The organism is Spirochaetota bacterium (assembly GCA_026414805.1).
Lineage (GTDB): Bacteria > Spirochaetota > UBA4802 > UBA4802 > UB4802 > UBA4802.
This window is the reverse complement of sequence record JAOAIH010000136.1, coordinates 1-2,330: the sequence shown is the minus strand read 5'-3', so window position 1 is coordinate 2,330 and position 2,330 is coordinate 1. Positions and strand designations below refer to the sequence as shown.

Annotated in this window: 3 protein-coding genes; 2 read left to right on the top strand and 1 reads right to left on the bottom strand. The window is 31.3% G+C overall.

Annotation, left to right across the window (positions count from 1 at the left end; genetic code table 11):
• Positions 1-180, bottom strand: a 180-nt coding sequence (locus tag N3F66_14945; protein MCX8125444.1) for a hypothetical protein, incomplete at its 3' end; no start/stop codon positions are given.
• Between the two features lie 291 nt (positions 181-471).
• Here N3F66_14945 and N3F66_14940 point away from each other — a divergent pair.
• Both N3F66_14940 and N3F66_14935 read left to right on the top strand, forming a co-directional pair.
• Positions 472-1,410 (top strand): PDDEXK nuclease domain-containing protein, encoded by a 939-nt coding sequence (locus N3F66_14940; protein MCX8125443.1) that lies wholly within the window; start codon positions 472-474, stop codon positions 1,408-1,410.
• Between the two features lie 252 nt (positions 1,411-1,662).
• On the top strand, positions 1,663-2,142 hold the full coding sequence (locus N3F66_14935; protein MCX8125442.1) for a hypothetical protein: 480 nt from the start codon (positions 1,663-1,665) through the stop codon (positions 2,140-2,142).
• The last annotated feature ends 188 nt before the right edge of the window (positions 2,143-2,330 follow it).

Here is a 2,330-nt window from a genome sequence, read left to right as displayed (position 1 = left end):
TCGCTCCTTGGCCTCGCCACAATAGGTGGCGTCGGCACATTGGCCTAACGGCCAACGTCGTGTAAGCTGGGCGTTAGCGGAAATGGCTGGCAAAAATAATAAATTACAAAACAAATAGGAGGAAATTTTTGGCAGGAAAATGCATCTTTTGTGGATCATCAAGTTATGGTGGATGTTCATATAGCCCCCATGGCAAACATGAAAAATAACTAGGAAAATATGCTAGCCACATCAGCTAACAGCGGCTATGCGGTTTCGCTCCCTTCAGTCGCTTCACTCAAATTGCCCTGCGGGCTCCTCGGGGTTCGCGCGCTTGAGATTCACCTACGGTGAATCTATGGATTGCGCTCACCCACATTGCTTGGCCTTCAGCTCAGCAACGTCTCATGCACAAACGTTATATTCAATCAAAAAAACAGTTAATTAAATGCGCGTAAAAACGAAAACTTTAATAAAGTAGGTATAATTAATATGAATACTTGGAAAAAAATATTAGACACATTTTTATTACAGGCTCAAACAGCAGATCTAAGAACTTCAGAATTTCCAAGAGAGTATGATGATTTAAGAATGAGGGTCTCTTTTGGAATGGGTATGCCAGCCAGAGTTCCATGGATAGCTTTTACTGCTCCTGAAATGCAAGTTAGCAAAGGGTTTTATCCGGTTTATTTTTATTATAAAGAACTAAATGTTCTTGTTTTAGCATATGGTATAAGTGAAACTTATGAATTTGATAAAACATGGCCTGACGAAATAATGAATTCATCTTTAACTATCAAAGCGTTTTTTGACAAAGATGTTCCAAGATATGGCGATTCTTTAGTGTTCAAAGCATACAACATTATAATTAAAAACGATAAAGTTGAATATCAATATCTATCAAACGTATCAAAAGAAAACCAATTAGTTTCAGAACAAGATATTGAGACTGACCTAAAAAATATTTTAAACTATTACAAAAAAATAGTTTCTATTGAGATAAGAAAAGAAGATTCTGTTTTAAACCAAGGCCTATTTTATATGGAAAAACAATTAGAAGATTTTATTATTCATAACTGGAACATAACAGAACTTGGCAAAAGATTTGATTTAATTATTGAAGATGGTGAATTAGTAAGCCAGCAATTTAGAACAGAAATTGGTCCCATTGATATTTTAGCTAAAGATAAAAACACAGGAGATTATGTTGTTATCGAATTAAAGAAAAATCAAACAAGCGATGATACTGTAGGCCAGATAGCTAGATATATGGGTTGGATAAAGAAAAATAAAAATAATCCAAATGTTAAAGGAATAATTATAGCTGCCGAGTTTGATAAAAAATTAGAATATGCCTTAGAAGTTGTTCAAAATGTTGAAGTTTTCTTATATCAGGTAGATTTCAAACTTAAAGAATTTAAAGGAGTATAGCCTTTATAACAAAAAAGTGGCCTTCTGGTTCACAATTTTCCCTTAGGGACGTTGTACTAAATTTCAGCCTTTCGGGGAATATAACAGCGGATAAAGGAATACGAAAACTTACAGGTTTCTCCGTCCAAATTTGCTACACTTGGTTTAGCAAACTTCTTTCATCCGCATACGTTGTACGACATGCCGTTTATATTTTTCCGAAATTGTTTTTTTCTTGAAAATATTATTTTTTCATCATATAAGTATTTAAACATGAAAGAAATAAACAACAGAATAGTTAAATATAGAAATCTTCCAAATCTATATATAATTATTAAACTTGGGAGTATAATATTTTTAATGATATCTTCTGTTTTGTTGATGAGCTACTTTCTTATATTTTTAGAAAAAACTTACAATCTTCCAAAAAGTTTAGGATGGCTTTTATTACCATTATTATTTTTGTTATTTCCAATTATAATGCTTTTATATAATTTTCTTAGTTATGCGATTATTCCATTGCGAAAATATCTCGAAAAAATTCATAAAGAAAATAATTTACCAAGATATTCAGAATCGAATAAAGAATTATTAAAAGGTATACTATGTTTTTTGCCTTCTCTTGGTGTTGTAATTTTGGTTATAATTTTATCAATTATTGGCATTCCGGAGAATATCATTGGTCCAATTACTATTTCATTAACACTACTAACTGCCATTAGTGGAATAATTATTCTAATAAATATATTATAAAATCACCATTAATTCCTTAATCTGAAAACTGAAGAATTTTATCAATATGTATATGCTTATATGTTCAATTTATTATATGTATCAACATTTGTGAATATGGATATACATAATCTCTCATTACTCTCACCATTAGTACATTTCTCATCTGTGCTATCAATACCATTAGATACGCAATGAAAGCTGTGTAT

Bases quoted from the DNA above. Each gene is read 5' to 3' on its own strand.
- N3F66_14935 (MCX8125442.1), top strand. From the start codon at position 1,663: ATGAAAGAAATAAACAACAGAATAGTTAAATATAGAAATCTTCCAAAT.
- N3F66_14940 (MCX8125443.1), top strand. From the start codon at position 472: ATGAATACTTGGAAAAAAATATTAGACACATTTTTATTACAGGCTCAA.